General features: G+C 68.5%; 22 protein-coding genes, 1 tRNA gene and 1 pseudogene. 13 read left to right on the forward strand and 11 right to left on the reverse strand.

Going from position 1 to position 23,250, the window contains the following annotated elements:
• Nucleotides 1–133 precede the first annotated feature (133 nt).
• On the forward strand, nt 134–1,399 hold the full coding sequence (locus ATM97_RS06140) for an aspartate kinase (protein ID WP_218716967.1): 1,266 nt from the start codon (nt 134–136) through the stop codon (nt 1,397–1,399).
• Between the two features lie 3 nt (nt 1,400–1,402).
• Nucleotides 1,403–2,437, forward strand: a complete 1,035-nt coding sequence (locus ATM97_RS06145) for an aspartate-semialdehyde dehydrogenase (protein WP_218716968.1) — start codon at nt 1,403–1,405, stop codon at nt 2,435–2,437.
• Nucleotides 2,438–2,695: 258 nt separating this feature from the next.
• Here the strand turns inward: ATM97_RS06145 and ATM97_RS06150 are convergent, their stop codons facing one another.
• On the reverse strand, nt 2,696–4,048 hold the full coding sequence (locus tag ATM97_RS06150) for a serine hydrolase (RefSeq protein ID WP_218716969.1): 1,353 nt from the start codon (nt 4,046–4,048) through the stop codon (nt 2,696–2,698).
• A 418-nt stretch (nt 4,049–4,466) separates the two neighbouring features.
• Between ATM97_RS06150 and ATM97_RS06155 the strand changes: the two genes are divergently transcribed.
• From ATM97_RS06155 to ATM97_RS06165, 3 genes are all read left to right on the forward strand, one after another.
• Nucleotides 4,467–4,889, forward strand: coding sequence for a Fur family transcriptional regulator (locus tag ATM97_RS06155; RefSeq protein ID WP_218716984.1), 423 nt, complete (start codon nt 4,467–4,469; stop codon nt 4,887–4,889).
• On the forward strand, nt 4,886–6,346 hold the full coding sequence (locus tag ATM97_RS06160) for a catalase (RefSeq protein WP_218716970.1): 1,461 nt from the start codon (nt 4,886–4,888) through the stop codon (nt 6,344–6,346). Before ATM97_RS06155 ends, ATM97_RS06160 begins: the two co-directional genes overlap by 4 nt.
• 524 nt (nt 6,347–6,870) lie before the next feature.
• The gene (locus tag ATM97_RS06165) at nt 6,871–7,539 is read left to right on the forward strand and encodes an arsenate reductase ArsC (RefSeq protein ID WP_308248390.1); all 669 of its coding nucleotides are present in this window, start codon (nt 6,871–6,873) and stop codon (nt 7,537–7,539) included.
• On the opposite strand, the gene atzF is transcribed toward ATM97_RS06165, so the two are convergent.
• Nucleotides 7,496–9,211, reverse strand: a complete 1,716-nt coding sequence (gene atzF / locus ATM97_RS06170) for an allophanate hydrolase (RefSeq protein ID WP_218716971.1) — start codon at nt 9,209–9,211, stop codon at nt 7,496–7,498. The genes ATM97_RS06165 and atzF overlap by 44 nt on opposite strands.
• A gap of 11 nt (nt 9,212–9,222) precedes the next feature.
• Nucleotides 9,223–9,927, reverse strand: coding sequence for a GntR family transcriptional regulator (locus ATM97_RS06175; RefSeq protein WP_218716972.1), 705 nt, complete (start codon nt 9,925–9,927; stop codon nt 9,223–9,225).
• Nucleotides 9,928–10,151: 224 nt separating this feature from the next.
• On the opposite strand from ATM97_RS06175, the gene ATM97_RS06180 reads away from it, so the two are divergent.
• A complete protein-coding gene (locus tag ATM97_RS06180; RefSeq protein ID WP_218716973.1) occupies nt 10,152–10,319 on the forward strand; it encodes a hypothetical protein in 168 nt (55 codons plus the stop codon).
• A 137-nt stretch (nt 10,320–10,456) separates the two neighbouring features.
• Here the strand turns inward: ATM97_RS06180 and ATM97_RS06185 are convergent.
• The 3 genes from ATM97_RS06185 to ATM97_RS06195 form a co-directional block, all read right to left on the reverse strand.
• Nucleotides 10,457–10,530 (reverse strand) — tRNA-Pro (locus ATM97_RS06185).
• A 64-nt stretch (nt 10,531–10,594) separates the two neighbouring features.
• Nucleotides 10,595–12,262, reverse strand: a complete 1,668-nt coding sequence (locus tag ATM97_RS06190; protein ID WP_218716974.1) for a hypothetical protein — start codon at nt 12,260–12,262, stop codon at nt 10,595–10,597.
• Nucleotides 12,263–12,301: 39 nt separating this feature from the next.
• Entirely contained in the window at nt 12,302–13,264 is a 963-nt protein-coding gene (locus ATM97_RS06195; RefSeq protein ID WP_218716975.1) for a metallophosphoesterase, read from the reverse strand.
• 231 nt (nt 13,265–13,495) lie between these two features.
• Between ATM97_RS06195 and ATM97_RS06200 the strand changes: the two genes are divergently transcribed.
• Complete coding sequence (locus ATM97_RS06200; RefSeq protein WP_218716976.1) at nt 13,496–13,960, forward strand: GatB/YqeY domain-containing protein; 465 nt, start codon at nt 13,496–13,498, stop codon at nt 13,958–13,960.
• Nucleotides 13,961–14,018: 58 nt separating this feature from the next.
• Here ATM97_RS06200 and ATM97_RS06205 read toward each other — a convergent pair whose 3' ends face one another.
• The gene (locus ATM97_RS06205) at nt 14,019–16,397 is read right to left on the reverse strand and encodes a transglycosylase domain-containing protein (RefSeq protein ID WP_218716977.1); all 2,379 of its coding nucleotides are present in this window, start codon (nt 16,395–16,397) and stop codon (nt 14,019–14,021) included.
• Between the two features lie 373 nt (nt 16,398–16,770).
• Here ATM97_RS06205 and ATM97_RS06210 point away from each other — a divergent pair, with 373 nt between their 5' ends.
• Nucleotides 16,771–17,094 (forward strand): WhiB family transcriptional regulator, encoded by a 324-nt coding sequence (locus tag ATM97_RS06210; RefSeq protein ID WP_019044565.1) that lies wholly within the window; start codon nt 16,771–16,773, stop codon nt 17,092–17,094.
• A 136-nt stretch (nt 17,095–17,230) separates the two neighbouring features.
• Here ATM97_RS06210 and ATM97_RS06215 read toward each other — a convergent pair whose 3' ends face one another.
• Both ATM97_RS06215 and ATM97_RS06220 read right to left on the reverse strand, forming a co-directional pair.
• Nucleotides 17,231–18,364 (reverse strand): ArsA family ATPase, encoded by a 1,134-nt coding sequence (locus tag ATM97_RS06215; RefSeq protein ID WP_218716978.1) that lies wholly within the window; start codon nt 18,362–18,364, stop codon nt 17,231–17,233.
• On the reverse strand, nt 18,361–19,398 hold the full coding sequence (locus tag ATM97_RS06220) for an ArsA-related P-loop ATPase (protein ID WP_218716979.1): 1,038 nt from the start codon (nt 19,396–19,398) through the stop codon (nt 18,361–18,363). Before ATM97_RS06220 ends, ATM97_RS06215 begins: the two co-directional genes overlap by 4 nt.
• Before the next feature lie 59 nt (nt 19,399–19,457).
• Here ATM97_RS06220 and ATM97_RS06225 point away from each other — a divergent pair, with 59 nt between their 5' ends.
• Genes ATM97_RS06225 through ATM97_RS06235 form a run of 3 tightly spaced genes read left to right on the forward strand, consistent with a single transcriptional unit; the run spans nt 19,458 to nt 20,902 of the window.
• Nucleotides 19,458–19,619 carry a DUF4177 domain-containing protein gene (locus tag ATM97_RS06225; RefSeq protein WP_019044568.1) on the forward strand — a complete coding sequence of 54 codons (162 nt, stop codon included), beginning with the start codon at nt 19,458–19,460 and terminating at the stop codon, nt 19,617–19,619.
• A 2-nt stretch (nt 19,620–19,621) separates the two neighbouring features.
• Complete coding sequence (locus ATM97_RS06230) at nt 19,622–20,095, forward strand: RidA family protein (protein ID WP_218716980.1); 474 nt, start codon at nt 19,622–19,624, stop codon at nt 20,093–20,095.
• A gap of 9 nt (nt 20,096–20,104) precedes the next feature.
• Nucleotides 20,105–20,902, forward strand: coding sequence for an MBL fold metallo-hydrolase (locus tag ATM97_RS06235; RefSeq protein ID WP_218716981.1), 798 nt, complete (start codon nt 20,105–20,107; stop codon nt 20,900–20,902).
• A 171-nt stretch (nt 20,903–21,073) separates the two neighbouring features.
• On the opposite strand, the gene ATM97_RS06240 is transcribed toward ATM97_RS06235, so the two are convergent.
• Both ATM97_RS06240 and ATM97_RS06245 read right to left on the reverse strand, forming a co-directional pair.
• Entirely contained in the window at nt 21,074–21,748 is a 675-nt protein-coding gene (locus ATM97_RS06240; RefSeq protein WP_019044571.1) for a Crp/Fnr family transcriptional regulator, read from the reverse strand.
• Nucleotides 21,749–21,915: 167 nt separating this feature from the next.
• A complete protein-coding gene (locus ATM97_RS06245; RefSeq protein WP_255587266.1) occupies nt 21,916–22,158 on the reverse strand; it encodes a hypothetical protein in 243 nt (80 codons plus the stop codon).
• Between the two features lie 233 nt (nt 22,159–22,391).
• Here ATM97_RS06245 and nth point away from each other — a divergent pair, with 233 nt between their 5' ends.
• On the forward strand, nt 22,392–23,072 hold the full coding sequence (gene nth, locus ATM97_RS06250) for an endonuclease III (protein ID WP_218716987.1): 681 nt from the start codon (nt 22,392–22,394) through the stop codon (nt 23,070–23,072).
• Nucleotides 23,069–23,250, forward strand: a pseudogene (locus ATM97_RS06255) (TlpA family protein disulfide reductase); the annotation flags it as partial. The gene nth and the pseudogene ATM97_RS06255, both read left to right, overlap by 4 nt.

The raw sequence follows: 23,250 nt of genomic DNA on the forward strand, positions 1-23,250 counted from the left end.
GACGGTTATCCACAGGTGACGAGCCTGTGTCGTTTTCCACAGGCTGGGGAGGTAGCGGCAAAACCGGTGGACCTGGGCCGGTACTCTTGGTCGCTGATACCCAGCCTGATTGTCGATCGTGAAGGACCTAGCCGTGGCTCTCGTTGTTCAGAAGTACGGAGGATCCTCGGTGGCTACCGCCGAGCGGATCCGGCGCGTCGCTGAACGGATCGTGGAGACCAAGAAGCAGGGCCACGACGTCGTCGTGGTCTGCTCGGCCATGGGTGACACGACCGACGAGCTGCTCGATCTCGCGGAGCAGGTGGCCCCGGCGCCGCCTGCTCGCGAGATGGACATGCTGCTCACCTCCGGCGAGCGCATCTCGAACGCGCTGGTGGCCATGGCGATTCATTCGCTCGGTGCCGAAGCACGCTCGTTCACCGGTTCGCAAGCCGGCGTGATCACCACCGGCGCGCACGGCAACGCCAAGATCATCGACGTCACCCCCGGCCGCCTCCAGGAGGCGCTGGCCGAGGGACAGATCGTGCTGGTCGCCGGCTTCCAGGGCGTCAGCCAGGACAGCAAGGACGTCACCACGCTGGGCCGCGGTGGTTCCGACACCACCGCCGTCGCCCTGGCCGCGGCGCTGAAAGCCGATGTCTGCGAGATCTACACCGACGTGGACGGCATCTTCAGCGCCGACCCGCGCATCGTCGGCGACGCGCAGAAGCTCGACAAGATCTCCTACGAGGAGATGCTCGAGATGGCGGCCTGCGGCTCGAAGGTGCTCATGCTGCGCTGCGTGGAGTACGCGCGCCGCTACAACGTTCCCGTTCATGTCCGGTCGTCCTACACCGACAAGATCGGCACCACTGTTTTCGGATCGATGGAGGACATTCCCGTGGAGCAGGCAATCCTGACCGGCGTCGCGCACGACCGCAGCGAAGCCAAGGTGACCGTCGTCGCCCTGCCGGACGAGCCGGGCTACGCGGCTAAGGTGTTCCGCGCGGTCGCCGACGCCGAGATCAACATCGACATGGTGCTGCAGAACATCTCCAAGGTCGACACGGGCAAGACCGACATCACCTTCACCCTGCCCAAGACCGACGGCGCTCGCGCGGTCGAGATGCTGACCAAGCGGCAGGACGAGATCGGCTTCGCGCAGGTCCTCTACGACGACCACATCGGCAAGGTGTCGCTGGTCGGCGCCGGGATGAAGTCGCACCCGGGCGTCACCGCCACCTTCTGTGAGGCGCTGGCCAACGCCGGCGTGAACATCGACCTGATCTCCACCTCGGAGATCCGGATCTCGGTGCTCGTGCGCGACACCGAACTCGACGAGGCCGTGCAGGTCCTGCACAAGGCCTTCGATCTCGGCGGCGAAGAGGCCGCCGTCGTCCACGGCGGAACGGGGCGTTAAACCATGGGTGTACGGGTAGGTGTCGTCGGCGCGACCGGTCAGGTCGGCGCCGTCATGCGCAAGCTGCTGGAAGAGCGCAACTTCCCGGCCGACGAGGTGCGCTTCTTCGCCTCCTCGCGCTCGGCGGGTAAGACGCTGCCGTGGCGCGGCGGCGAGATCGTCGTCGAGGACACCGAGACCGCCGATCCGTCGGGTCTGGACATCGCGCTGTTCTCGGCAGGCGCCACCATGTCGCGCGTGCAGGCCCCGCGCTTCGCCGCGGCGGGTGTCACCGTGATCGACAATTCCTCGGCCTGGCGCAAGGATCCCGATGTGCCGCTGGTGGTCTCGGAGGTCAACCCCGAGGCCACGCGCAACCTGCCCAAGGGCATCATCGCGAACCCGAACTGCACCACCATGGCCGCGATGCCGGTGCTCAAGCCGCTGCACGACGTGGCGGGCCTGCAGCGTCTGATCGTGTCGAGCTACCAGGCCGTGTCCGGTAGCGGCCTGGCCGGTGTGGAGGAGCTCGCCACGCAGATCCGCGCGGTGGCCGCCGACGCCGAGAAGCTGGTGCACGACGGCAGCGCCGTCGAGTTCCCCGCGCCGAACAAGTACGTCGCCCCGATCGCGTTCGACGTCATTCCGCTGGCCGGCTCGCTGGTCGACGACGGCTCCGGCGAGACCGACGAGGACCAGAAGCTGCGCAACGAGAGCCGCAAGATTCTCGGCCTGCCCGACCTGCTGGTCAGCGGCACCTGCGTGCGCGTGCCGGTCTTCACCGGTCACTCGCTGTCGATCAATGCCGAGTTCGCCGAACCGATCTCGGTGCAGCAGGCCCAGGAACTGCTGGCCAAGGCGCCGGGCGTGCGCCTGGTCGGCGTGCCGACCCCGCTGGCCGCCGCGGGCCAGGACGACTCGCTGGTCGGCCGCATCCGCCAGGATCCGGGCGTCCCGAGCGGCCGCGGTCTCGCGCTGTTCATCTCCGGCGACAACCTGCGTAAGGGCGCCGCGCTCAATACCATTCAGATCGCGGAAGTCCTGCTGAACAACCGCTGAGCAGTTCGCTGGAACGGGCTGGTCCACCACATCCGGTGGGCCGGCCCGTTTCTCGTCTCACGACTCGATTCGGCGCAGCCCGTCCAGGAGTACCGCGAAGGTGCGGTGGCGTCGGTGTTCGCCAGCCCGGACCGCGTCGGCGAGATCGCGTTCGACACCGTTCTCCCGGCCGAGGCGGTGCTGTACCGGACTACCTGGACCCGACCCGCTTCCGGCACCCCGACCCCAGCGGTGCCGACGACGTGTCCGTCTGAACGGCTAGCGCCGGATGCCCGGGGTCCGTGGGTCGTCACCGAGGCAGACCAATACCGCGCACCCCGGGGGAATGCTCGCGAACGGCGCGGCCAGCGGCTGGTTCAGGCAGTCGAAGACGGTGCAGCCCGGATAGGCGCCGGGGCCGATGCCGAACACGGCGAGCAGGATGTTGGCGTCGATCAGCCGGGCCGGATCGAACTCGACCGGCGGTTCGACGTACGGCTCGGCGACCGGGGTCGGGGCATCGGTGAAGGCCGCGAACAGCCTGCGGAAGAACTCGTGCGGCAGTTCCTCGGGATGCGCGATCACCCCGCTCGCTCCGTACGCTGTCTCGTTGCCGAACGCGCCGGTCCACATGACCATCAGGTCCAGGCCGGGCAGGAAGAAGACGTTCTGCAGTGCGAGCCCCGACATGAAGAAGCTGTCGGCGGGCAGGAAGTCGGGCGACTCGGCGCAGTCGGCGCCGACCCAGAAAAGGTAGCCGTAGCAGCTGTTCTGCGGTGATGGAGTGCGGGCCTTGCGCAGGTAGTCGGCCGAGATCACCCGGTCGGCGCCCCACCGGCCGTCGTTGGCGACGAGCAATCCGATCTTGGCCAGATCGTTGGGCGGCAGCAGCAGGTGGGCGTAGCCATAGGTGTGCCCGGACCGATCTCGCGCCCAGTAGTAGTCGGAGCGGGCGATGCCCAGCGGGTCGAACAGCTCGCGTTGCGCGAACTGCTGCAGCGGCTCGCCGACGGCCAGTTCGATCACCCACGACAGCAGGTCGACATTGCGCTGGCTGTAGCTGAACGTGGTGCCCGGCGGGTTGGTCAGCTCTACCGCCAGCGCCTGGACCGCGCTGTTCGGGTCGACCGGGATCACCGCGGTGACGCCCTCGGTGAGCACGCCGACCTTCATGCCCGAGGTCTCGGTGAGCAGGTTCTCCACCGTGATCGACCGGTGCAGCGCGTCGCCGAGGCCGGCGGGCAGGTACCGGTCGATCGGGGCGTCGATCGCGAGTTTGCCCTGATCGGAGGCGATTCCGGCGATCAGCGACACCACCGACTTGGTGACACTCCAGATGTTCCACGCGACATCGCCGGTCTCGTCGTTGCGCGGGCCCTCCCCGACCAGGCAATTGTGCCGGAACACTTGGACATTGAACCGATTGCGGGTCGCGGCGAACTGCAGTGCCTCGTCGAGCTTGGCTGGGTCGAGCCCGACCTGCTCGGGTCGGGCACGTTCGAGGTCGCGCTCGGAGGTCACCGCGCACCTCGTCGCTGTTTCCGGGGCGGCGACAGCGGGCGCGGCGACCAACGCCCCCGAAGTCAGTGCAACCACGACCGTTCCCGCGAAAAATCCCCTGATCAGCCCCATGCGGCCGAGACTAGCCCGCATCGCCGTCCGTAACCCGTATAGCGGGGCCGCTCGATCCCCTAATCACCGGCATGTTCACCTCCCCGTAAAAACCCCGACTCGGAGAGCCGGCCACGCCGGAGACGACAAACGCCGCCAGGTCGATGAGGGAGACCTGGCGGCGTTCGAGTCGAAGGGCCGCCGCGGGGGCGGCCGTTCAGGGTGTCGACGCCCCACAAGCGCCTCTCGGCGAGTGGTCGCTCGTAGCGACAAAGGGGTGAGGCCCGGGGCTGTTCGGACGCCGACAGTGGTGTTCAACCAACGCCCCGGTGCGGCTATTCCAGGCCCTGGATGTGATCCGCGCAACCCTGCTTGATCTCGTCGTTTTCTTGACTTATTCCAGAAAACGGGGAGAGTGGATGGTGTGCACACCGAGGAGATGGACGCTCGCCGACTGTTGCGCGATGCGGGGTTGCGGGTGACCGCACCACGGATCGCGGTGCTGGATACTGTTGCGGCGCTACCGCATTCGGATGCGGAGACGATCGCGACGGCCGCCAGGGCGCGGCTCGGCGCGGTGTCGACGCAGGCGGTGTACGACGTGCTCAGCGCCTGCGTGCGAGCGGGGATCCTGCGGCGGATCGAGCCCGCGGGCTCGCCTGCCCGGTTCGAGACCCGGACCGGGGATAATCACCATCACCTGGTGTGCCGAAGTTGTGGGCTGGTCGTCGACACCGATTGTGTGTCCGGCGCCCCGCCCTGTCTGCAGCCCGCGGACGATCACGGTTTCGCGATCGATGAGGCCGAGGTCGTCTTCTGGGGGTTGTGCCCCGACTGTCGAAATCAGGAGGCCGCGAAATGACCAAGCCGACCACGACCAACACCGGCAATGCCGTCGAGAGCGACGACGAATCGCTGTCGGCCGGAACCCAGGGACCGGTACTGCTCCACGACCACTACCTGATCGAGAAGCTGGCCCAGTTCAACCGCGAGCGGGTGCCGGAGCGCATCGTGCACGCCAAGGGCTCCGGCGCGTACGGCGAGCTGGTGGTGACCGGCGATGTCAGCCGCTACACCAAGGCCAAGCTGTTCCAGCCGGGCGCGCGCACCGAGTCGCTGGCGCGGTTCTCGACCGTGGCCGGCGAGCAGGGCAGCCCGGACACCTGGCGTGATCCGCGCGGTTTCGCGGTGAAGTTCTACACCGAGGACGGCAACTACGACCTCGTCGGCAACAACACCCCGGTCTTCTTCATCAAGGACGCGATGAAGTTCCCCGACTTCATCCGCTCCCAGAAGCGCCTGCCCGGCAGCGGCCTGCGCGACCACAACATGCAGTGGGACTTCTGGACGTTGCGCCCGGAGTCGGCGCACCAGGTGACCTGGCTGATGGGCGACCGCGGCCTGCCCAAGTCCTACCGCCACATGGACGGCTTCGGCTCGCACACCTACCAGTGGATCAACGCCGAGGGCGAGCGCTTCTGGGTGAAGTACCACTTCAAGACCGATCAGGGCATCGAGTTCCTGACCCAGGCCGAGGCCGACACTCTCGCCGGGTCCGACCCCGACTACCACCGCCAGGATCTCTGGGAGGCGATCGAGCGCGGCGAGTTCCCGAGCTGGACGCTGAAGGTCCAGATCATGCCGGTCGCCGAGGCCGAGGGCTACCGGTTCAACCCGTTCGATCTGACCAAGGTGTGGTCGCAGCAGGACTACCCGCTGATCGAGGTCGGCAAGTGGACGCTGAACCGCAATCCGGGCAACTTCTTCGTCGACATCGAGCAGGCCGCGTTCGAGCCCTCCAACATCGTCCCCGGCATCGGCTTCTCGCCGGACAAGATGCTGCTCGGCCGCGTCTTCGCCTACGCCGACGCGCACCGCTACCGGATCGGCACCAACTACGCGCAGCTGCCGCCGAACCGGGCCAAGGCCGCCGAGGTGAACTCCTATTCGAAGGAGGGCGCGATGCGGTACGAGTACAACCCCGCCGACGTGCCGGTCTACGCGCCGAACTCCTACGGCGGTCCGCACGCCGATCCGGCGCGGGCCGGTGACGGCGGGCTCTGGGAGTTCGACCCGTCGATGGTGCGGGCCGGCTACATCCAGCACGCCGAGGACGGCGACTTCACCCAGGCGGGCACGCTGGTGCGGGAGGTCCTCGACGACGCCGCCCGCGAGCGGCTGGCCGACAATATCGTCGGGCACGTGCTCGCCGGGGTCACCGAGCCGGTCCTGAGCCGGGTATTCGAGTACTGGCGCAATGTCGACGCCGATCTGGGTAAGCGCGTCGAGGAGGGGGTGCGGGCCGGCCGGGAGGGCTGATCCGCCGATCGAAGCGACAGCGAGGCAGGTACGCCGAGAGGCCTACCTGCCTCGCGTCGTGTCCGCAGGAAATAGGTTGGCGCGGAGCGGAACTCGGTCCGCGCCATCGATGTCATTTCGGTCAGAAGTTGCTGAACCAGTACAGCAGGCTCGCCAGCAACCAGACGATCAAGGTCTCCATCGTCGCTCTCCATCTTGTCGGTACTTCCATCATCGCCGATGAACCGGCCTGTGCTGACAAGTTGTTCTTAAGAACCTCTCGAGACGGGCATCGCATCCTTTCTCCAGACACCGGAACAACCGGGTCCGACCGGTCTCGAGGGGTGATCAGTCGGACCCGGCGGTGCAGACCAGAAGGTGGCTCTTCCAGACGCTGAAGACGCACTGCCGACGGTAACCACACCGAAGGACTGGGCCGGAGCTGTTCCGAAGGTGTCGCGGGGTACGCCGACCGGGCCGGTCTGATCGAGGGGTGACCGGCCCGGTCGTTTGCGTTCGGCGGCGTTCGCCGTCAGGGTTGGGGAGTGGTCGAAATCGCCGAGCACCGAGACGCGCTGGATCGTGCCGAGGGACGGCTGCGCGAAGAATTCGCGACGATGTTCGAGCTGGAGACGATCCATCGTTTCCTGCACTCCTCCTACGACGACTTCGCCGCCAGGGCGACGGTGACTTTGTATCTCCCGCTGCTGGCGGAACGTTTCGGCCGACAGCGACTCCAAGCGCTGGCCAAGGTCGAAGGCAAGGTCGCGACACCGCGCCCGACGGTGCTGTTCCTGTGCACGCACAACGCGGGCCGGTCGCAGATGGCGCTCGGCTTCTTCGAGGAGCTGGCGCTGGGTCGCGCCGTCGCCTGGTCGGGCGGGTCGGTGCCGGGTGAGCAGCTCAATCCGGCCGCGGTGGCGGCGATGGCGGAAGTGGGCATCGACATCTCCCGCGAGTATCCGAAGCCGTGGACCGACGAGATCATCCGGGCCGCCGACGTGATCGTCACGATGGGCTGCGGCGACACCTGTCCGCTGGTGCCCGGCGTGCGCTACGCGGAATGGATCATCGAGGACCCGGCCGGCCTGGAACTGGAGCTGGTGCGGCCCATCCGCGACGACATCGGCCGCCGCGTGACGGACCTGCTCACCGAGCTGGGGATCGCCGTCAGCGAGCCCGCAGATACGCCACCCAGCCCCCGTAACCGGTGATGTCGGTGGCGGCGACGGCGGCGTCGTAGCTGCACGCGAAGCCGACCACCGAGCGGCCGTCGGACAGCTCGATACTGGTCAGCGCCATCGGCGGCGGCAGTTGGGCCAGGAAGCGGCCGAGGCCGCCGGGGGAGACCAGGAACAGCTCGCCCAGGATCGGTGCGCCGAGGCCGTCGCCGTGGCGGACCAGCCCGGGCTTGGGCGGCGTCGTGTCGAGCGCGGTCAGGCGGTAGGCGTCGCTGGTGGTGATCTGGCCGGCGAACCGGGCGCCGAGCTGCTCGAGCTGCCAGTGCAGTGGCTGTCCGCGCAGATGCGCGCCGAAAACCGCCAGCGGCACACCGGTTTCCACCAGCAGCGGCGACGGAGTGCCGGTGAGGCGGGCGGCCAGGTCGACGGCGAGTTGGTCGGCGAAGGCGGGGACGACCGCCATCACGCCGAACGGCAGGCCGTCGGCCGTCGGCGCGCCGGGGACCGCGACGGCGGCGAGGTCGAGCAGGTTGCAGAAGTTGGTGTAGGTGCCGAGCCTGCGGTTGATGGCCACGGGATCGGCGGCCACCTCGGCGATCGATGGATGCTCGGTGGTGGTCGGCAGCAGCAGGCCGTCGTAGCCGGTCAGCAGGGCCGTGGCGGTGGCGCGGGCCCCGGCGAGGGTGTCGAGATCGGTGGCGAAGGCCGGTGCGTCCAGTCCCTTCGCGGCGCCGATGATGGCCGCCACGGTGGGGTCGAGGCCCGGCGCGCCCTTGTCGACGAACTCGCCTACGGCCGCGTACCGCTCGGCGACGATCGCGCCGTCGTAGAGCAGCCGGGCCGCGTCCAGCAGCGGGGAGATGTCGATCTCGTGCACCGCGACACCCTGATCGCGCAGCGTGGCAACGGTTTCGGTGAAGGCATGCCGGTAGGCGGGGCTCAGTGGCGCGAGATCGTCGGGGCGGGGGATCGCCACCTTCGGCTGGGGCGAGGCGGCCAGGCGCACGTCGGCGGGCCAGGCGCGGCTGCGCGGATCGCGGGCATCCGGGCCCGCCATGGTCTTGGCGGCGGTGACGGCCAGGTCCAGGTCGGCGGCGAAGACGGTGACCGCGTCGTAGTCCGCGCACGCGGGGACGACGCCGTGCGCGGGGATCACGCCCAGGCTGGCTTTGATGCCGACGATGCCGTGCAGCGCCGCGGGTACCCGGCCCGAGCCCGCGGTGTCGGTGCCGATCGCGAGGTCGGCGATGCCGAGGGCGACCGCGGCCGCCGAGCCGGAACTCGAACCGCCGGAGATCAATTCGGGGTACCGGGCGTTGCGGACCGCGCCGTACGGGCTGCGGGTGCCGACCAAGCCGGTGGCGAACTGGTCCAGGTTCGTCTTGCCGAGCACCAGCGCGCCCGCCGCGACCAGACGCGCCACCGCCACGGCGGTTTCGGCGGCCGGATAGGCGAATTCGGGGCAGGCCGCGGTGGTCGGCAGGCCCGCGACGTCGACATTGTCCTTCACGGCGAGGAGTGAGCCCGCCAGCGGCAGTTGCTCGCCCGCGGCGATCCGGCGCTCCAGTTCCACTGCCTCACCCGCGAGTTCGCTTTCCGGGCGCAGCGTGATCCAGACCTCGGGACGGTCCACCTCGGCGATCCGCGCGTAGGCCGCGGCGACCCTGGCGGTCGGTGTCGCGGTGTCGAGTAGTCCTGCTGACATGGCGGGTCTCCTTAATCGCTCATGGACATGGCGGCGACGGCGCGCGAGATGCGGTCGAGCACGACATCGAGCGAGTCGCCGATGTGGGTGTGCAGGAGCCGCTGGGCCAGCTCGAGCTCGCCTGCGAGGACGGCGTCGAGGATGCCGAGGTGCTCGCTGATCGTGGTCTCGATGCGGTTGTTGATCATGAAGTCGTACATGCGCACATGGCGGATGCGGGAGTTCACCGCGATCAGCGCGCGCACCATCTCGGTGTTGCCCGCCGCGGTCAGCAGGGCGACGTGGAATTCCTCGTCGACCACGACGAATCCCGGTTCCTGGGCGGGCGGGTCGGCCTGGAGGGCCAGCCAGCGTTGCTGCTCGGCGCGCAGCAGCCGCTCGTCGTGGGTGAGCGCGGGGTCGGTGCGCACTCGGGTCATCCCGCCCAGTTCCAGCGTCAGCCGCAGTTCGTACAGGTCGCGGATGCGGGCCACGCTCGGCCGGACCGGGCTGAACCCGAACTCCTCGCGCTCCAGCAGGCCGTCCGAGCACAGCATGGTCAGCGCCTCGCGCACCGGCGTACGGGAGATGCCGAATCTGGTCGACAGCTTCGGCTCGGTGAGGCGCTCGCCGAAGCGGATGTCGCCGTTCATCAACTCCGCGCGCAGCGTCGAGTACACGACGTCGCGCAGCGGTCTGCTCGCGCCGTCATCCGGTGCATCCACCCTTGTCGACATGGGTGTATACGCTATCGACCGGGAATTTCTATCAAGTGACAGAAAGTAAGCGGCAGGTTATCGGGTCCTCACACCGCCCGTCTCACCACGGGCGCGTCCGCGTGGAGAGCACTTCTCAACCACTTTCGAACACGCAGGGAACCTCCGGTGACACAGTTCGCGCGCAGTCTTTGCTGCGAGCCCGCCGTCGCGCTCCCACTCCGCTCACCCCGGAAGGGCGTCCCATGAACACCTCCGCCGCCATCCTGGCCCTCATCCTCGGCCTGTTCTCGGTCATCGCCATCACCGTCTGGTGGCCCAACCCCCTCGACCGCGAAACACCCCCGACCTACGAAGAACCCCTGCTCCGCGGTGCGTCCGTCCCTCGACCCACCCGCCGCGAGCACCACTGATCCGACCCGACGGGTGGGCGATCGCTTCCGCGGTGGCGGAGCCCTTTCCGGCCGAGTACCGGGAGAATGGTCCGGAAATACGAGGAGCCCCTGACCAGCGAACTGATCAGGGGCTCTTCTGTGTCTCAACCAACACGTCGGGGTGACAGGATTTGAACCTGCGACCTCTTCGTCCCGAACGAAGCGCGCTACCAAGCTGCGCCACACCCCGTGAGGCGAACCTGAAGTAGCTTACAACGAGGTGGCGGGGATTGTTAAACCGGCTGGTCAGGGGGCTAGTTGAGGGCTCGGACGGAGCTGAAGATGCGCTTGGCGGTGGCGGCGTCGATGGCGTCGGGGACGCCGGTGTCGGCGATCATGACCATGACGAAGCTGCCGTCCTTCGAGCCTTTGAACGCGTAGGTGTAGATGGAGAAGGTGGACGCGCAGCCGGGCTTGGGCGTGGGGACGGTGCCGGTGGTCTCGGTGAACATGCCCTCGGTCTTGCCGTCGATCGACTTCAGCGGCTGGGCCGGACCGGGGGTGCCGGTGGCGCCCGAGTAGGCCAGGGGCGCGGCCTTGGTGCCGAGCTCGGCGCCCGCCGCGGCGTGGTCGGCCTGCTTGGAGCCGGTGAGCAGCGACATGGTGCGGGTGGAGCCGGGGCAGTAGTCGCGGCCGTCGGTGGCGTAGCCCTTGCCGATGACAGTGTCGCCCGGGGGCTCGCCGACGCCGCCGATGGTCGTCTCCGTGGCGACCTTCCAGCTCGGCGGGACGTCGTAGGCCGCGCCCCGGTCGGGGGAGGCCACCACCTGGTAGCCGGCGATGAGCGGCGTGCGGTTGCCCGCGGCGCCGGAGGGGGACGGGGTGGTGGAGCTGGGCTTCGACTTGCTGGTCGGCGGCGGTGCGCCGGTGGTGGTGAGGGCGCTGACCATCGACGGGGTGGTGCTGCCGCTCGCGGTGGTGGTCGGGTCGCCGTCGCCACGGGTCAGCGCGAAGGCGGTGATGGCGCCGCCGGCCAGCAGCAGTGCGGCGACCCCGGCCGCCACCCAGACCACGGCCTTGCTGCCGGACTTTCGGCCCGGCTGTCCGTAGGGCGGCTGTCCGTAGGGCTGGTTGCCGAACTGCTCGAGCGGCGGGACCTCACCGTACTGCTGCTGCGGCTGTCCCCACGGCTGGGCTGGATTCGGCTGCCCCACAGCCGGATTCCATTGCTGGTTCGAGGCGCCCCACTGCGGCTGCCCCGCGGGCACACCCCACTGCTGGTCTCCGGGCGGATTCGAGCCGGGCCACCCCGCGTTCGGAGTGCGCAACTGGGTCGCGTCGGCCTGCCCGGGGTACGCGTCCGGCCAGGGTGCGGCGGGGCCGCGCAACTGGGTGGGGTCGGCTTGCCCTGGTTGGGGTGAGCTGGGCTGTCCGGCAGGAGGATTCGCTCCGGGCCATGCCACCGCTGGATTCCCCAGCTGGGTCGGGTCCGCCTGCCCGGGCTGCGCGGCCGGTGGATTACCGCCGGGCCATGGCGCGGGTTCGGCGGGGTTGCGCAGTTGGGTGGCGTCGGCCTGGCCTGGTTGCTGCCACGGCTGCGGGGAACCAGGTTGTCCGGCAGGAGGATTGGCGCCGGGCCAGGGTGCCGACGGAGTCCCCCACTGGGGCGGCTCGGCCTGGCCGGTGGGCGAATTGTCCCATTGTTGGGGGCCTGCCGGGGTCCACTGGGTCGGATCGGGCAGCGGGGGTGGTGGGCCGGAGCCGTCCCAGCGCAGGGTGGGCGGGAGGCCCGTGCTGCCGGGGGTCCAGACCGTGGTGGGGTCGGGGTTGGGTTGTCCCGCAGGGGGATCCGACGGCGTCGGCGCGCCCGGGGGTGGGTTCACCGCACCGGGACGCTGCCACTGCGCGTCTGCTGGGTCGGGTGCACCGGAGCCGCCGAATACGGTCGGGTCGTTGCGCCGGTCGTCGGATCCACTGCTCACTGTCATCCCCTACTGACAAACGTCGTTCGGGGCGCAACCCTAGCGGGCGACGGCCTCCGATGCCGAGATGCCGTAGCCGGTGTCGGCCGAGGGCCGCTTCGGCGGGGCACCGACCAGCGTCAACAGGGTGGCCTCCGGGCGGCAGCAGAACCGGTAGGGCGCCCACGGCGAGGTGCCGATGCCCGCCGAGACGTGCAGCTGGGTGTGCTCGCCCCATTGCGAGGCGCCCTTCACCCGGGACTTGTCGATGCCGCAGTTGGTCACCAGCGCGCCGTAACCGGGCACGACCAGCTGCCCACCGTGCGTGTGACCGGCCAGCACGAGGTCGTAGCCGTCCTCGGCGAAACGGTCGAGCACCCGGGGCTCGGGCGAGTGAGTGACGCCGATGCTCAGCTGCGCGAGCTGGTTGGGCGCGCCCGCGACGGTGTCGTAGCGATCGCGCTGCAGATGCGGATCGTCGACGCCCGCGCTCGCGATGCGGATGCCCGCCACCTCGAGGTCGCGACGGGTGTGGGTCAGGTCCAGCCAGCCGCGCTCGGTGAACGCCGCGCGCAGATCCTGCCAGGGCAGCGGGTCGCCGTAAACGCGGCGATGATCCTTCTTGAAATACTTCAGCGGATTCTTCGGCACCGGCGCGAAATAGTCGTTCGAACCGAACACGAACAGACCGGGACGGGCCAGCAGCGCACCGAGTGATTGCACGACGGCGGGCACGGCCTTGGGGTGCGAAAGATTGTCGCCGGTATTCACGACCAGGTCGGGTTCGAGCCGGTCGAGTTCGCGCAGCCACTGCTGTTTGAGCTGTTGGCCCGGCATCATGTGCAGGTCGCTGACGTGCAGAATTCGCAGCGTCGGCGAGCCGGGCGTGAGGACCGGCATCGTGGCTTCGCGCAGGACGAACGCGTTCCGTTCGATCAGCGTGGCGTAGCCGATACCGGCGACGGCGGCCCCGGCGGCTCCCAACGCGGTTCGGCGGACAGCGGACGTCGAGATAACGGGCATTTGCCCAGCATAGGCGACCCCCTCCCGGAACGGCGCGTGTGTTTCCGCACAAGTGATAAGAATTCTCGGCCCGCCCCCGATTCTGGACCGACCGGAGGATGCGACGAAGGAGTGCCCGGAGGAGGGAAGAATCGGGGTTACAGGGCCGAGAACCGCGCCCCGGCGCGGAATGTTTGCGTTGCGATGAAAATGTGATGGGACTCCGCGAGGTGAACAGCTAGCGTGAGGCGCATGTCGGAACTGAAATCGCAACTGCGCGCGGATATGACCGCCGCGATGAAAGCCAAGGACACTCTGCGTCTGTCGACCCTGCGGATGCTGCTCGCCGCGATCCAGAACGCCGAGGTCTCGGGAGCGCAGGCGAAGGAACTCTCCGATGCCGAGGTCGTCGCCGTGCTGCAGAAGGAAGCCAAGAAGCGCAACGAGTCGGCGGTGATCTACGAGCAGAACGGGCGTGGCGAACTGGCCGCCAACGAGCGTGCCGAGGAAGAGGTCATCGAGCAGTACCTGCCCCGGCAGCTGACCGAGGCCGAGGTCGCCCAGGTCGCCGACACCGCGATCGCCCAGGTCGCCGAGGCGATCGGCGAACGGCCCGGAATGAAGCAGATGGGTCAGGTCATGAAGGTGGCCACCGCGCTCGCCGAGGGCAAGGCCGACGGTTCGCGGCTGTCCGCGGCGGTCAAAGCCCGGCTCTGACCTGCCTGGCCGACGAACAGGGCCGCCGTCCTTCGAGGACGGCGGCCCTGTGTCGTTGCTAGCGCGGCACCGGAATCGGGATCGGTGGCAGACGCGGGATCTGCGGGAGACCGGGCAGCGCGGGCGCGGGCGCCGCGGGCGGCGGCGTGGTCGGCGCGGGCACGCGGACCGAGCCGTCACTGATGTAGATCGTGACGACCGAGCCCGGAATCGCCGAGCCGTTCGGCGAACTGCCCATCACGGTGCCCTTGGCCTGCGAGCCGGGACTGGTCACCGCCGAGACCTGGAAACCGGCGCCGGACAGGATCGAGGTCGCCTCGCCCTGCGACTTGCCCGCCACGTCCGGAACCTGGGAGTTGTTCGCGCCGCGGACGTACTTGTCGTCCACCGGCGGCAGGGCGGGCGGCGGGAACCGGTCCATGACCGGCTTGATGGCGTTGAACCAGGTGCGCGCCGGTTCGTTACCACCGAACAGGCCCGCGGCATTGCTGGCGCCGCAGTTGCGCAGCGGGAACGAGCAGATCTCGCCGGGGGTCGGGCTGTCGCCGTAGACGTAGACCGACGACGCCAGCGAGTTGGTGAAGCCGAGGAACGCCGAGGAGCGGTGGCTCTCGGTGGTGCCCGTCTTGCCCGACATCGGCGCCGCCCAGCCTGCGGCCCGCGCCGCGCCTGCGGCGGTGCCGCTGACGTCGTCCTTGCTCATCGCGTTGGCGAGGGTGTTGGCCAGCCCGGGGTCGACGACCTGCTCGCACGCCTGCTGGGTGAGCGGGACGGGCTTGCCGGTGCGGTCGGTGACCTCCTTGATGGGCGAGGGCGGGCACCACTTGCCCGCCGAGCCGATCGTGGCGGCGACATTCGACAGTTCCAGCGGGTTGATCGCGAACGGGCCGAGGGTGAACGAGCCCATGTTGTTGTTCTTGATGTGGTCGGCCAGGCTCGTGTTGCCGTGCCCGGAGGTGCCCGGATCGGTGTAGGACCGCATGCCGAGGCGGACGGCCATGTCCACCGCGGAGGCGACGCCGACGTCCTGGATCATCTTCACGAAGGCGGTGTTGGGCGAGGTCGCGAGCGCGTCGGTCAACGACATCGACCCGGGGTAGTTGCCCGCGTTCTTGACGCACCAGGAGTCCGCGGGGCAGCCCGGCGAGTTCGAGTAACCCATGCCCTTGGCGGCGTAGGTGCCCGGCACGTCCACCTGGGCGGCGATGCCGAGGCCCTTCTCCATCGCGGCGGCGGTGGTGAACAGCTTGAAGATCGAGCCCGCGCCGTCACCGGCCATCGAGTACGGCTGGCCGAGCAGCGTCTCGTTGGCGTCGCGGTCCAGGCCATAGGTGCGGCTCGACGCCATCGCCAGGACGGGGTGCGAATCCTGCCCAGGGGCGATCACCGACATGACCTCGGCGATGTTGTCGAGGTTGGGGTCGGCCTGCTCGTTCACCGACCGCTTGACCGATTCCTGCAGGACCGGATCGAGGGTGGTCTTGATCAGGTAGCCGCCCTTGTCGATCTGCTCGCGGCTGATGCCCGACTCGGCCAGGTACTGCAGCGCGTAGTCACAGAAGAAGCCCTTGTCGTGGGCGGCGATGCAGCCGCGCGGCAGGCCCTTCGGCTCGGGCAGCACGCCGAGCGGTTCGGACTTGGCCTTGCGGAACTCCTCCGCGCGGTTGGGGATGTTCTGGATGAGCGTGTCGAGCACCGTGTTGCGGCGATCGGTGACGCCCTGGACGTTGGTGTACGGGTTCAGCTTGGAGCTGGACTGCACCATGCCCGCGAGCATCGCCGACTGGGTGACGTTGAGGTCGGCGGCGTCGATGCCGAAGTAGGTCTGGGCGGCGTCCTGGACGCCGTAGGAGCCGTTGCCGAAGGGCACCAGGTTCAGGTAGCGGGTGAGGATCTCGTCCTTGCTCAGCTCGCGGTCGAGCGTGAGCGCCATCCGGATCTCGCGCAGCTTGCGCGCCGGGGTGGTCTCGATCGCGGCGCGGCGTTCCTGGTCGGTCTTCGCGACGACGAGCAGGTTGAAGTTCTTCACGTACTGCTGGTCCAGCGTCGACGCGCCCTGCTGCACCTCGCCGGAGGAGGTGTTGGTGAGGAACGCGCGCAGCGTGCCCTGCCAGTCGACGCCCTTGTGGTCGGCGAAGCGCTTGTCCTCGATGGACACGATCGCCAGCTTCATGTTGTTGGAGATGCGATCGCTCGGCACCTCGAAGCGTCGCTGCTCGTAGAGCCAGGCGATGGGTGCGCCGTTCGCGTCGACCATGGTCGAGACGGCCGGGACCGTGCCTTCCACCAGTTCGGCTGAGACGTTGTCGACGGCATCGGCGGCTCGGTTGGAGATGAACCCGAATCCACCGGCCAAGGGGAACAACAGCCCGGCGACTAGCACGGAGGCCAGCGCGCAGCTGCCGGCCAGCCTCGCGAGCGTTTGAGTGATCGGCACCAGCCCAGCCTAAAGGGTGGGGTGGCGGTGTTCACGGCTGTGCTGCTCGACAGGGGATGTCCGGTCGGTGCCAGGGGGGTTGCTCGGGCGTGTCAACAAAATGATCACATCGGCGTGTCGCGCCCGGCCACGCCGGTGAACAGCAGGACTGCCCGGTCGGATCCCTGATTTGAATGGACGGCCGTACCAAAAAATCGGGGAGCGGTCTTGCGTAACCGCCATACCTTTACCTAGATTGAGAACCCAGTGTGATAGAGCTAACACTCAAAGTGGAATGTGGTGCGGACCGCAGCGGTAGTTGGGTTGCTGTGATCCGCGCTCGCGATTCTGGAGCGCCGCACAACGGTGTTCGGACTGCAAAGGGGCACATCAAATGCACATCACAACCCCCATCGCTCGACTGGATGTAGAGCAGGCCGAGGCAAGGATCGCTTGGGTTGCCCAGGCGCGATGCAAGGAAGTGGACCCTGATCAGCTGTTCGTTCGTGGTGCGGCGCAGCGCAAGGCGGCGACGATCTGCCGCCATTGCCCCGTGTTGATGCAGTGTGGTGCCGATGCGCTGGACAACCGGGTGGAGTTCGGAGTGTGGGGCGGGATGACCGAGCGACAGCGACGCGCGTTGCTCAAGCAGCATCCCGATGTGACGTCGTGGGCCGACTTCTTCCAGGCCCAGCGCCAGCATCAGGTGGCGATCTAGCAGGCGAGACCGCAGCGTTATCACAAACGGCGCCGAGACCGCGGAGTTTGCGGAATCGGCGCCGTTGGCGGATGTTACGAGACTGTGAGCTATAGCCGATATGTCTGAATCGAGCTCTGGATTCGGGCAGGTCGGCTCAGACCGCGGCGGGTTTGCCCGCCAACTGGTCGCCGACCGCGCGCAAAGCCTCCAGGTCGGAGACCTCGAACGGCAGCGCGGTGACCGAAACGATCGGGACCCGCGGATGGGCGCCGGTGAAGCGATGCAGCAACCGCTGTTCCCGCTTCGCCGTCGCCACCCGCTCGGCGTGGATGCGCAGCACCGACGCGGCGAGCGGGTCCGTCTCCGCGAGCTGGTCGGCGGCGGTCAGTGCGTGATCGGCCGGCAGCCCCGACAGCGCGGGGTGCGTCCGGTTGAGCACGAGGCCGGCCAGCGGCATCTGCTCGGTGGACAGCCGGTCGACGAAGAACGACGCCTCGCGCAGCGCGTCGGGCTCGGGCGCGGCGACCACGAGGAAGTGCGTGCCCGGCTTGGACAGCATCGCGAAGGTGCGCTCGGCCCGGTCCTGGAAACCGCCGAACAGCGATTCCAGCGACTGCAGGAATGTCGAGGCGTCCTTGAGCATCTGGCCGCCGACGATCGTCGACACACCGCGCATCGCCAGGCTCATCGCCCCGGTGACGAACCGGCCGACGCCCCGGCCCGGCGCCATGATCAGCCGGATCATCTTGCCGTTGAGGAAGGTGCCGAGCCGTTTGGGCGCGTCCAGGAAGTCCAGCGCGTTGCGCGAGGGCGGAGTGTCGACCACGATCAGGTCCCACTCCTTGTGCCCGGCCAGCTGACCGAGCTTCTCCATCGCCATGTACTCCTGCGTGCCGCCGAAGGACGAGGCCACCGTCTGATAGATCGGGTTGGCGAAGATCTGCTCGGCCTTCTCGGCGCTGGTGTGCTCGAGCACCATGTCGTCGAAGGTGCGGCGCATGTTCAGCATCATCGCGTGCAGTTCACCGGGGACCTCGGGCCCCAGATCGACGCGCTGCGGGGTGTTGTCCAGCTCGGCCACACCCAGCGACTGCGCGAGCCTGCGCGCCGGATCGATGGTGAGCACCACGACCTTGCGGCCCGCCTCCGCGGCCCGCAGCGCGATCGAGGCGGCGGTCGTGGTCTTGCCGACGCCGCCGGAACCGCAGCAGACGATCACGCGGGCCGTCGGATCGGCGATGATCCGGGAGACGTCCAGCGGGGGCGTGGTGGTCACTTGCTCGCTCATCGCACTCCCTGCGCCGATAGCTGTTCTGCCAGTTCGTAGAGTCCGCCCAGGTCCATGCCCTCGCCGAGGTCGGGCAGGTGCAGCTGGGGGACGTCCACGCGCGCCAGTTCGGCGGCGCTCTCGTCCTGGGCGGTCAGCATGACGGCGTGGTCGACGGTCTCGGTGAGCAAACCGGCGAAATCCTCGTCGGGCAGGGTGATTCCGGCCTTCGCCAGACTGGCGGCGATGTCGGTGGTGTCGAGCTCGCCGCGCACGGCCAGCTCACGATCGACGGCGGTGAGCCGGGATTCGGCCGCCCGGTTGACGATCACCGTCCCGATCCGCAAGTCGTTGGCCGCCAGCTCGGCGACCGCGTCGGCGGTCTCCTGCACCGGCAGCGCCTCGAGCAGGGTGACCAGGTGGATCATCGTCTGGTCCGAATGCAGCAGCTTGGACACGCCCTCGGCCTGCGAGGCGATCGGGCCGCCCTTGGCGATCTCGGCCATGGCCTGGGTGACATCGAGGAAGCTCGCGATCCGGCCGGTCGGCGGGGCGTCGACGACGATGTCGTCGTAGGCGGGCTTGCCGTTCTTGTCGGCGCGCACCGCGCATTCCTTGATCTTGCCGGTGAGGATCACATCGCGCAGACCGGGAGCGATGGTGGTGACGAACTCGATCGCGCCCATCCGCCGCATCGCCCGGCCGGCGAAGCCGAGGTTGTAGAACATGTCGAGGTATTCCAGGAACGCGTGCTCGATGTCGAGGGCGAGCGCGAACACCTCGCCGCCGCCGTCGGCGCTGGCGATCTGGGTCTCGGTAGGCGGCAGCGGCGGCCGGTCGAACAACTGCGCGATGGACTGACGGCTCTCCACCTCGACCAACAGCACTTTGCGTCCCCCTGCGGCCAGGGCGAGCGCGAGTGCGGCCGAAACGGTCGACTTGCCGGTGCCTCCCTTGCCGGTGACGTAGTGCAAGCGGGCGGTGGCCGCGCGCTGTGGCCATCCGGTCGACGGTTCGGGAACCGACGAAACCGGCTCTGCTGTTGGTGCTCCCACGTGGCCGAGCCTATAACCCGTTTCTCGGCCGTGGTCGGGGTGCGCCCTAAACTCACACCATGAGTGAAGTCACCCTGTGGGAGTACGCGACCGTGCCGCTGTTGACGCACGCGACCAAGCAGATCCTCGACCAGTGGGGCGCCGACGGCTGGGAGCTGGTCACGGTGCTGCCCGGACCGACCGGCGAGCAGCACGTCGCCTACCTGAAGCGGCAGAAGTAGCCGTGGCCACCGCGTGGAAGGACGCGCTCGATCGGCTCGGGGTCACCCTGCCGCCGGTCGCCGCTCCCGTCGCGGCCTACATCCCGGCCGTGCGCACCGGTTCGCTGGTCTACACCTCCGGCCAGCTGCCCTTTGTTGACGGTGAGCTGTCGTCGGTCGGCAAGGTCGGCGCGGACGTCGATGTGGAGCAGGCCAAGGAGGCCGCGCGGCTGTGCGCGCTGAACGCGCTGGCCGCGGTGCACGATCTGGTCGGGCTCGACCGGGTGGTGCGGATCGTGAAGGTCGTCGGGTTCGTCAACTCCGCACCGGGATTCACCGATCAGCCGATCGTCATCAACGGCGCCTCGGAGTTCCTCGGCGAGGTGTTCGGCGAGGCGGGCGTGCATGCGCGCTCCGCGGTGGGTGTCTCGGAGCTGCCGAAGAACACTCCCGTCGAGGTGGAATTGATCGTCGAGTTGGACCGAGCAGTCGGATAGGCAGCCGTCATGGCACTGGAACACCCCGCGTACGGCCAGGTCAGGGCGGTCACGCCGACGGCATCGGTGTTGCTGGCGGACAATCCGTCGCAGATGACGCTCGACGGGACCAACACCTGGCTGCTGCGCGCCCCCGGCAGCGACGACTACGTGGTCGTCGATCCAGGTCCGAAGGACAAGAAGCACACGGCCGCGATCGTCGCGGCCACCGGTGGCCGGGTCGCGCTGACCCTGATCACCCATCACCACCACGACCACACCGGCGGCATCGATCACCTGGTGAAAGCCACCGGGACGCCGGTGCGGTCGGTGGAGACCGAGCATCTGCGCGGCGAGGTGACCCCGCTCGTCGACGGCGAGCTGATCGAGGCGGCCGGTGTGCGGATCTCGGTGCTCGCCACCCCGGGCCACACCGGCGACTCGGTGAGTTTCGTGCTCGACGACGCGATCATCACCGGTGACACGGTGCTCGGGCAGGGCACCACGGTGCTCGCCTCGTCCTCGGGCGCGCTGGCCGATTTCCTGCGGTCGCTGGAACTGCTGCGGCACCACGGCGCGGGCCGGGCACTGCTGCCCGCGCACGGTCCCGATCATCCCGACGCGGCTCCGGTGGTGCAGTACTACCTGAACCACCGGCGTGAGCGGCTCGATCAGATCCGGGCGGCCCTGGTCGAACTGGGCCAGGACGCGGGCGCTTTCGAGGTCGTCCGCAAGGTGTACGCCGACGTGGACAAACGACTGTGGCCCGCCGCGCGCAGCTCGGTGAAGGCACAGCTGGAATATCTGCGGGCCGAACGCGGGGCCTGAGCCCGGCCCGGGAGCCGACGTGCGCCGTTCGGCACGTCGGCCTGCGGCCTGTCCGGCGCACCCGCTGAAACGACGACGGCACGCCGGAACCACCCTGGTGCGGACGAGGCCCTCTTCCTGCGGAGCCGCACCGGTGGTCCCGGCGTGCCGAGACGTCGTCGAACTACTCGATCAGCGAGCGCGACGTGCGAGCCGCTCGGAGTCCGAGATCAGGACGCTCTTGCCCTCGAGTCGCAGCCAGCCGCGATGCGCGAAGTCGGCCAGGGCCTTGTTCACGGTTTCACGGGAGGCGCCGACCAGCTGGGCGATCTCTTCCTGGGTGAGGTCGTGGGTCACGCGCAGCGCGCCCGCTTCCTGGGTGCCGAAACGCTGAGCGAGCTGCAGCAACGCCTTGGCGACGCGACCGGGCACGTCGGTGAAGATCAGATCGGCGAGGTTGTTGTTGGTGCGGCGAAGACGTCGGGCCAACACGCGCAGCAGCTGCTCGGCGATCTCGGGACGCTGATCGATCCACGCCTTGAGCGCGTCACGGTCCATCGTCACCGCGCGGACCTCGGTGACCGTGGTGGCGGTCGAGGTACGCGGGCCCGGGTCGAAGATCGACAGTTCACCGAACATGTCGGACGGACCCATGATGGTCAGCAGGTTTTCCCGGCCGTCGGGGGACCGACGACCGATCTTCACCTTGCCCGAGGTGATGATGTACAGCCGATCGCCGGGTTCGCCCTCGTTGAAGATGACGTGGCCGCGCGGAAAATCTACGGGCTGCAGCTGCTTGGCGAGCGCGGCCACCGCGGTGGGCTCGACGCCTTGGAAGATGCCTGCTCTGGCGAGGGCCTCGTCCACGAATGTGCTCCTTATGGGATATGGCTTGCGAACCTGGTCGAGCGAATCGACCAACAGCGCAGTCTACGCGGCCTCGCGGCAGCACAGTGACAGACACCACGTAAAGAGTGGATTGCGCACTGTGCGCGGAGTGTGAACGGGGGGTTGTGCCCGCGGCGGAGCGACGATCAGCTGGCCCGAGCGACGTCCATTTCGGCGGTCCGTGAGCGGCGCTTGCGCATCCGCGCGACCGCGGCGGGGAGGCCGAGCTTCGTCAGCTCTTTCACTTCGGCGTTGCTGGCGTTGTCCAGGTACTGCTGAACCTCTTCGTCGGGTTCGAGAAGCTTTCGGAGCCGATTCTCGACCCGCTCCATCCCCAGCGCGAACAGCATCAACAGCACTGGGAAGAGCACCACAGCGAGTCCTTGCATGACAGGCAGTAAACACGGTCCAGGTCTCAGATGGAACACAGGCGGCAAACTGACCGCCCAATGTTGTCGTAGCGGTTACGTATGGTGGACAGGTGCCCGTTTCCCCCTCCACCGCGCCCGCCGGCGACGCCGAAACGGCTGCGGCGCCCACCGGCATCTCCGCGGCGCGTAAGCGCAAGAACCGTGCGATAGCTGCGGAAACGCGGATCGGACTCGTCCGCCGGGCACGTCGGATGAACCGCACCCTCGGTGCGGCCTTTCCCGACGCGCACTGCGAGCTGGATTTCACCACGCCGCTGGAGCTGGCCGTCGCGACGATCCTGTCGGCCCAGTGCACCGACGTCCGCGTGAACCTCACCACTCCCGCGCTGTTCGCGAAGTACCGCAGCGCGCGCGACTACGCCGAGGCCAACCGGGCCGAGCTGGAGGAATACATCCGGCCGACGGGCTTCTACCGGAACAAGACCAGTTCGCTGATCGGGCTCGGGCAGGCGCTGGTCAGCGAATTCGACGGTGAATTGCCTCACACCCTGCCGGAACTGGTGAAGCTGCCGGGCATCGGACGCAAGACTGCGAACGTCATCCTCGGCAATGCCTTCGATGTGCCCGGAATCACCGTCGACACCCACTTCGGCAGGCTGGTGCGGCGCTGGAAGTGGACCGAGGACGAGGATCCGGTCAAGGTCGAACACGCGGTCGGCGAGCTGATCGAGCGCAAGGAGTGGACGATGCTCTCGCATCGGGTGATCTTTCACGGTCGCCGGGTGTGTCATGCGCGTAAGCCCGCTTGCGGCGCCTGTGTCCTCGCCAACGACTGCCCGTCGTTCGGGATCGGGCCGACCGATCCGGTGGCGGCGGCCGAACTGGTCAAGGGTCCTGAGCGCGAACATCTGCTCGATATGGTCGGCCTGTGAGTGATCCCGCCGAACCGTCGCCGGTGCGGCGGCCCGCCTTCCGCTGGGCGCTGGCCGCGCTGATCCTGGTCGTCGCCGCGGCGGTGGCGCTGTGGCCGCGCGGTGGTTCCGAGGACGCCGGCCCGTCGGCGTCGCAGGTCGAGCAGCCAGCGACGGCGTCGGCCGAGCAGCGGGCGGC

It is taken from the genome of Nocardia sp. MH4, from assembly GCF_019266065.1.
Classification (GTDB): Bacteria; Actinomycetota; Actinomycetes; order Mycobacteriales; family Mycobacteriaceae; genus Nocardia; species Nocardia canadensis.

Coding starts and splice junctions, on each gene's coding strand:
- atzF (WP_218716971.1), bottom strand. CDS start 9,211: ATGTCAGCAGGACTACTCGACACCGCGACACCGACCGCCAGGGTCGCC.
- nth (WP_218716987.1), top strand. CDS start 22,392: ATGAACCGCACCCTCGGTGCGGCCTTTCCCGACGCGCACTGCGAGCTG.
- ATM97_RS06180 (WP_218716973.1), top strand. CDS start 10,152: ATGAACACCTCCGCCGCCATCCTGGCCCTCATCCTCGGCCTGTTCTCG.
- ATM97_RS06225 (WP_019044568.1), top strand. CDS start 19,458: ATGAGTGAAGTCACCCTGTGGGAGTACGCGACCGTGCCGCTGTTGACG.
- ATM97_RS06235 (WP_218716981.1), top strand. CDS start 20,105: ATGGCACTGGAACACCCCGCGTACGGCCAGGTCAGGGCGGTCACGCCG.
- ATM97_RS06160 (WP_218716970.1), top strand. CDS start 4,886: ATGACCAAGCCGACCACGACCAACACCGGCAATGCCGTCGAGAGCGAC.
- ATM97_RS06245 (WP_255587266.1), bottom strand. CDS start 22,158: ATGCAAGGACTCGCTGTGGTGCTCTTCCCAGTGCTGTTGATGCTGTTC.
- ATM97_RS06215 (WP_218716978.1), bottom strand. CDS start 18,364: ATGAGCGAGCAAGTGACCACCACGCCCCCGCTGGACGTCTCCCGGATC.
- ATM97_RS06150 (WP_218716969.1), bottom strand. CDS start 4,048: ATGGGGCTGATCAGGGGATTTTTCGCGGGAACGGTCGTGGTTGCACTG.
- ATM97_RS06210 (WP_019044565.1), top strand. CDS start 16,771: ATGCACATCACAACCCCCATCGCTCGACTGGATGTAGAGCAGGCCGAG.
- ATM97_RS06195 (WP_218716975.1), bottom strand. CDS start 13,264: ATGCCCGTTATCTCGACGTCCGCTGTCCGCCGAACCGCGTTGGGAGCC.
- ATM97_RS06175 (WP_218716972.1), bottom strand. CDS start 9,927: ATGTCGACAAGGGTGGATGCACCGGATGACGGCGCGAGCAGACCGCTG.
- ATM97_RS06155 (WP_218716984.1), top strand. CDS start 4,467: ATGGACGCTCGCCGACTGTTGCGCGATGCGGGGTTGCGGGTGACCGCA.
- ATM97_RS06200 (WP_218716976.1), top strand. CDS start 13,496: ATGTCGGAACTGAAATCGCAACTGCGCGCGGATATGACCGCCGCGATG.
- ATM97_RS06145 (WP_218716968.1), top strand. CDS start 1,403: ATGGGTGTACGGGTAGGTGTCGTCGGCGCGACCGGTCAGGTCGGCGCC.